Origin of the sequence: Catenulispora sp. GAS73 (assembly GCF_041262085.1) — a bacterium.
Taxonomy (GTDB): domain Bacteria; phylum Actinomycetota; class Actinomycetes; order Streptomycetales; family Catenulisporaceae; genus Catenulispora.
Genome location: NZ_JBGCCM010000020.1, coordinates 226,580 through 232,645 on the forward strand (window position 1 = coordinate 226,580; position 6,066 = coordinate 232,645).

At 65.8% G+C, this 6,066-nt stretch carries 4 protein-coding genes; 2 read left to right on the plus strand and 2 right to left on the minus strand.

Translation table 11 applies throughout. The features are described 5' to 3' along the window. On the minus strand, nucleotides 1-618 hold the full coding sequence (locus ABH935_RS29055; RefSeq protein WP_370381107.1) for a hypothetical protein: 618 nt from the start codon (nucleotides 616-618) through the stop codon (nucleotides 1-3). Between the two features lie 382 nt (nucleotides 619-1,000). Here ABH935_RS29055 and ABH935_RS29060 point away from each other — a divergent pair, with 382 nt between their 5' ends. Further along, complete coding sequence (locus ABH935_RS29060; RefSeq protein WP_370381108.1) at nucleotides 1,001-1,999, plus strand: hypothetical protein; 999 nt, start codon at nucleotides 1,001-1,003, stop codon at nucleotides 1,997-1,999. A 464-nt stretch (nucleotides 2,000-2,463) separates the two neighbouring features. On the opposite strand, the gene ABH935_RS29065 is transcribed toward ABH935_RS29060, so the two are convergent. Beyond that, nucleotides 2,464-3,627: a hypothetical protein gene (locus ABH935_RS29065; protein WP_370381109.1), complete on the minus strand. Its 1,164-nt coding sequence runs from the start codon at nucleotides 3,625-3,627 to the stop codon at nucleotides 2,464-2,466. A gap of 1,043 nt (nucleotides 3,628-4,670) precedes the next feature. Here ABH935_RS29065 and fxlM point away from each other — a divergent pair. Beyond that, nucleotides 4,671-5,942 carry a methyltransferase, FxLD system gene (gene fxlM / locus ABH935_RS29070; protein WP_370381110.1) on the plus strand — a complete coding sequence of 424 codons (1,272 nt, stop codon included), beginning with the start codon at nucleotides 4,671-4,673 and terminating at the stop codon, nucleotides 5,940-5,942. Nucleotides 5,943-6,066 lie beyond the last annotated feature (124 nt).

A 6,066-nucleotide genomic window follows, 5' to 3' on the forward strand; every position in this document is an offset into this window, starting at 1 on the left:
CTACGCCTTGTTGCCGAGAATCAGGGTGAGGACCTGCGTCGTGGCTGTGAGGACGGGGCCGGCCGCGGTTGACAGCTTCTGGATCCGGTCCAGCGCACCATCCCAGCGGTTCTTGTCGCCAGTTTTGGCTGCTTGCTCGACATCGGCTGCCGCATGGCGCGCGGCCTGGGCCATCGCCGGATCAGTGGAACCGGCGGCGTCCTGGCGCAGGGCACTGGCGATCTGCTCGGCTAGGCGCCGCATGTCAGACTCACCGCCTGAGGCTTGGCTATGGGTGGAGGTGTTCGCGGTGCCGGACTGTATGGTGCCGCCGTTGTGCTGGTAGTACAAGGTTCCGGAGTTGAAGACGATGCCCGGCGGCGGGCCGGGCGCGGTGCTTGCCGGCCCGCTCACGGCGGGCGATGGCGCGGTGGCCGCGAGGGGTTCGGGCTGTGCGCTGTTGAGAGCGAACTGCTCCACGCCGTCCTCGACGCGGCGGTGCAGGACACCGTCGGCCATCAGCAGCCGAATGATCCGCTCGACGGCATAGCCGCTGAGCTTCTGATCGATAAGCCGCCCGCGCAGGTCCGCGAACCCGCCCTCGTTAGTGTTCGGGTACAGATGGGCCAGCGCGGCCATCCCTGCCTCCCGGTACCACTCGTCCGGCAGTCTCCGTTCCCGCTGGCGCCGCGGGTACCAACGGAATCGCAGCCATGCCAGGTAGCCGAGAACAGCCACTACGACGAGCACGTTTCCCACAACAGCACTCGAACCGGATGACGGCGATGAAGCGGGCATCGCGTAACTCCCCCCAGACCCCTGATATAGGCCGCAGGATAGCGGGGCGGACCTGGGCGAAACCAGCCCTCTCCGTCGCCCTTGCCGCGTAGATCACCACCATCCCCCAGCCGATTTGCCGGTTTGCGGCATCGCTGGCGGTGGTGGCCGCTGGAACGTGCGATCACCCAGGAGTCGGCAACAGTACAACACAGCACCCTGAATTGGCCGATAACATCAAGACGTGGGGGACGTTCAAGCCGCACTGGAGCGCGGATGGGATCTTGATGATGTGCTCAGCACGGCAATCCAGTTTGTCGGAGACGCAGACAGCTCATACATCAGCCCTTTCGCGCTGTTCGGCACGAGCGAGTTCGTCGCCAGGAGAGCACTGCGCTGTCTTGCTGAGGCCAGCTTGACCATCCGCGAAACGCGGCCTCGCCGGTTCCGCCGGCCCCAGACGCTGACCCGGCTCACCAAGGCTGGCGAGGATGCCCACGACCACCTGGTCCAGCTCCGCCGACTAGATCCGACGGCCAGGCGACAGATATGCCGAACCATCATGCTCAATGGCCTGTACCACGACGGCACCGTACAAGTCGACTTCGGCTGGGACGAAACCTGGGGCCGCATACGGCGCCCTTGGTGCTCCTACGCCGGGGAATGGCTTCATGAGCGCCGAGACGTCGAGACCACCCTGTCCGAGTTCACTGCCGCCGGCCTGGTGCAGTTCGAGGAGCGACCTACGGGGCGGCTCGAGCGGACTGCCCGCTTCTACACCCTCACCCGCGACGGCGTTCGCTGCATCGAGGAGTTCGGAGGATCCGTGAAAGGCTGGAAAGAGGCGTATGACGCCGAACAGGCCGAGGCAGCCGCTGACGAGAACGCTGAGCAATCAGCGCCGCCAGTGACAGTCTCCACCGTGATCAACGGCTCAGTCACGAATCTGCACAGCGGCACCGGCAACCTCATCGTCAGCTTCGACCCGGCGGCGATCGCCCTGCTGACCGATCAGTTGCGCGCCAGCTCCGCCTCACTGGTGTTCCACGACGAGAACGAGCGCAAGACGCTCACCGACGCCCTCGACAGGCTCGGGAACGAGTCTGACCCGGCCCGCGCCGCTGCTCACGCATCCCGGATCCGCGGACTGTTCGCCAAGGCACAAGGTCCACTAGCAAATGTCGCGATCGGGCTGATCGACGCCGAGCTAAGGAAGCTCGGCGGCCTGCCACCAGGCCACTAGGCGGCTGTGCCCCGTGCAGCAGGGCCACCATCGCGTCGCCCGCGGGATGGGCAGGCTGCAAAGACCCGCGTCCGCGGCCAGCGAGCGGCCATCACGACCGTCCCAACCGACCACCTGCTGGCCGGCTCGTCGGCAGCAAATCTGCTCCTGATTACCTGCGCTCCGCCTCATAAGACCGGGACCACGGGGGATATCTCAACCGGCTGATTGTTGGTGGCGGGCTGACCGGGCGGCCGGATCGAGCGCCCGACGCTGCAATTCCCGCTGACCAGCGCACAACTGATCGCTGTCGAGCAGGCCCGACTCGGGGACCTTCACCTGGAGGTGGAAGTCGACGCGACCGCGCCGCAGGCGATTGGCTACCCCGTACCGGCCAGAGCCGAACCAGGATCAGGCCGGCCGCCCGGCGCGCCCAGCGCAGCACCTGAACGCCCCAGCCACGACCGGGGGTTCTCAAACAGGCCTTAGCTCGACGGCAGCCCCAGCGCTCGCCGTACGCTTGCCTCGACGTCGTTGGTTTCCTTGCCAAAGTCCGGCGAAGAAACGATGCGGATTCCGCGCAGGACCTGTAGCGAAATGCAGAGTGCATCGAAGATGCCAAACACATCCGAGGCGACGTCGAGGTAGTGCACGCCCGCTGGCAACGTGTCGCTCACCACGAGTCCAGTCCTTAGGTCGTGACGCACGGTCGCGTGGCCGATGGCGTTCCTGGTCTTGTTGTCCAGCAGCCCGACCCATCCCTCCATGCCGGGGATCTGAGCGACGTATTGTAGCTTCTCGTAGTTCACCAACTTCTCGAAGGCCGCGAGGTCTTTCGGGTTGGCCTTGCGAGTCAATGTCTGCGGTACGACGCCGCCAAAGTCACTCGGGTCGCCGCGCTTGATGGTGTTCTGAGCAGCCACCGGATAGCGCAGCGTCTTGCAGACCGTTTCAAAGGCCTGTTGATAGAGGTCACGAAGAATGTCAAACTCGTCGCGAAATAGCGTCAGGTCGCCCAGCAGAGGCAATCGCTGATCGGGGACGATCCTGCGAAGGATTCCCATCTGCCACGAGTCGAATCGTTGGATGAATAGATCCAGTACATCGAAAAGCCGTCGCTGCATCACGGCAAGCTCGCCAGAGTCAGCATCTGCACGAGCGAACGCCCTGTATGACGTGCGATTCAATGCGCCGGTATGCTTCTTCAGCCATCGACGCAAGAAGTTCGATGCTGCAGGATCGTCATCATCGGTAATCGCTTTCAAGACGATTCCAAGCACCTGGTGGGCTGCTGTAGCGCGTTCATGGGTTGTTGCCGGATCAGACCAGCTGTCACCCAGCATGGAGCGGCCAGCCTTGTTGAACCGTACCCAGTCTTCTTCGAGGTAGTACTCGTAAATTCGACGAGCCTTCGGCCACCATTCCTCGGCCGCCTGCCGCCCTCGCGGCAGGTACGTAATAAGGTCGGGCATGCGTTCGTCACCGACAAGTTGCAACAACGTCGCGGCGGGAGCGCTTCCGATCCCGCTCATCATGTCCGTTGCTTCGTAGCGGGAAGGCACGTTCGGATCGATGGTGACGATGAGCTCGGGCTCATCACCCCTGAACCACTCAGCATCAAAATCGACCCGAGTGGAGTCGAGGTCCATGCCATAAGAGCGCCCACGAATCGGGAGCTTGCACGTGGGGCACGGAACATAAAACCGCGTCATCTTGCTTGGCGCCATCCCCAGGCGTACCAAAAACGGCTCTTCACAGCCGGGACAAACGATCTGATACCGCGAGATCACGTAAGCACTCTAGCCCCGGTTGAGACGGTGGCGCGGCAGGTTTTCAGCCGCTCGCTGCTAAGGCCTGTTTGAGAACCCCGCCCGCGCCAGGCAGGCCCGTCATCCGCGCTGGGCGCGCCGGTCGACCGGCCAGAGCCGAACCAGGATCAGGCCGGCCGTCCGCCGCCCGGCACAGCGCCTTGAACTCCCCAGCCACGACCGGGATTCTCAAACAGGCCTTAGGCCCCGCCAACCGGCGTCCCCGCTGTTCGTCGCTGCCGTGGTGTCGTTCCCTGGCCGTCCCAACTCTCACAGCGAACCCGTGGAAGAACTCGGTAAGCTCTTCGTTCGTCGCGGTTGCCGGCCTCGCCGGTGAGCATCCCCTGCATCAGGTCCAAGGCCGCGGCCCAAGTCGCCGTCATCAGATTCGCCTCCATCCGCAGCGACAGCTGGTTCGGTTGCGACCCGCGGATGGGCTTGAAGGTAGTTATTCGCATAGAGAACACCGAGGGTGTGAGGGTCGCCCTCGACCACGGGCACACTATCTGGGTTGTCCGGCACCCTCGTCTTCTCAGATCGACCGTCTCCATTCGGGCAGTCAACCGTATCGCAGCCCCCTAAATAACCTGGCAGCCCACAGGGGACACCACCGCTTACTGCCTCGCGCACGATCCTGATCTCCAGCCTGAGATACACGCCGACGAGCAGGAAGAACACCAGGCCCTTTGAGCAGCACCACCCGCCTGTCTCGACCGGCAGGCTGACGCGCCGCGGGGTTCCGGCCGCGGCGCGCTCCGGGCCTGCGCCGCAAGCCCAGCGCCGCTGGGCAGTAGCCGCGACGTTCCCGGCACCGATCCGTCCGGCCGTCATGGCTGTGTGCGATCAACGCGGTACTGTCAGCGGCGCCCTCTAGCGTCAACCGGATGGAAACCCAATCCCCACCCGCCTCCCCGAATCTTCTACGCGACGCCATGGTGCAGCAGCTCCGCGACGAAGGCTGGATCCGCACCGACCCGGTGGCCCGCGCCATGGGCACGGTCGCCCGGCACTTGTTCGCTAACGAGGTCGAGGTGGCGACCGCATACGAGGACACGGTCCTTCGGACCAAGAAGGACGAGGCTGGCGTCACCGTCAGCTCCGTGTCGGCGCCCAGCTGCCAGGCTGACATGCTGGAGCGGGCCTGTCTGCGGCCGGGGCAGCGGGTATTGGAGATCGGCAGCGGCGGCGTCAACGCCGCGTACATCCGTGAGATCGTGACCAGCACCGGCCTGGTCTTCACGCTGGATATCGACCCCGAGGTCGTCGAGCGAGCCGAGCGCTGCCTGCAGCTGGCCGGCTATTCGGACGTCGTCGTGGTCTGTGGGGACGGCGAGCGCGGTATCCCGCAGCACGGGCCATTTGATCGGATCATCGTCACGGTTGAGGCGATGGACGTCCCGAACGCCTGGTGGGAGCAATTGGCCCCGGACGGAGTGCTGGTGCTGCCACTTCGGGTGCTGGGACGCACCCGGGTGGTCGCGCTGCGCCGCGACGGCGACCACCTGGTCAGTGACGACCGCGGGCAATTTATGGGGTTCGTACCGATGCGAGGAGTCGCGGCCCGCGCGCAGCTGGAGACCCGGATCCCGCTGACGGAGACGGTGACGCTGCGGTTCGATCAGGCGGTCCCGGCCGATGCCGGCGACTTCACCGGCCTCCTGGACTCCCGGCCAGCGAAAGCCTGGAGCGGGGTGACGATGCGCGGGATGGAGCCGCACGACGTGCTGCAGTTGTGGCTGGCCAACATGCCCGGCGCCGCAACGATTGCCATCGGCAGCGGAGACCCGCTGAATCTCGCGCCGCTCAAGAGCTACGCGCCGGCCGCGGCCGAGAACGGCTCGGTGGCGTTCCTAGTGTTCAAGAAGGTCAGCGACGACGCCGACGGCGGAACTACTTGGGAAGCCGGCGCGGTCGGTTACGGACCCGACGCGAACGCACTCGCCGAGCACATGGCCGAGCAGATGAGGGTGTGGGACGCCGAACAGCGCGGAGGGCCGGGACCGCAGTACACAGTGTGGCCGGCCGAAACCGTTGACGACCTGCTGCCTGCGGGGCGGGTCGCGGACCTGCCGCACGGCCGCGTCGTGATCAGCTGGCCCGGGCCGACCTCAGTTCCGGCCGCGCAGCCGTCGATCCCTAGCCAGCCAGCGGTGTGAGCAAGGTCGTTGACGCCCCGGGACCCGGGGCGCGCGCGGGGGGCGGGGGGGGGGCCGGGGGGGGTGGGACTGGACTAAAAGGGGGGGGGCGGGGGGGCCCCGCGCGCCCCGCGGCGGGGCATTT

What these genes read in the sequence shown, in the direction of transcription:
- ABH935_RS29055 (WP_370381107.1), bottom strand. Translation starts at nt 618, where the DNA reads ATGGCCGCGCTGGCCCATCTGTACCCGAACACTAACGAGGGCGGGTTC.
- ABH935_RS29065 (WP_370381109.1), bottom strand. Translation starts at nt 3,627, where the DNA reads ATGGACCTCGACTCCACTCGGGTCGATTTTGATGCTGAGTGGTTCAGG.
- fxlM (WP_370381110.1), top strand. Translation starts at nt 4,671, where the DNA reads ATGGAAACCCAATCCCCACCCGCCTCCCCGAATCTTCTACGCGACGCC.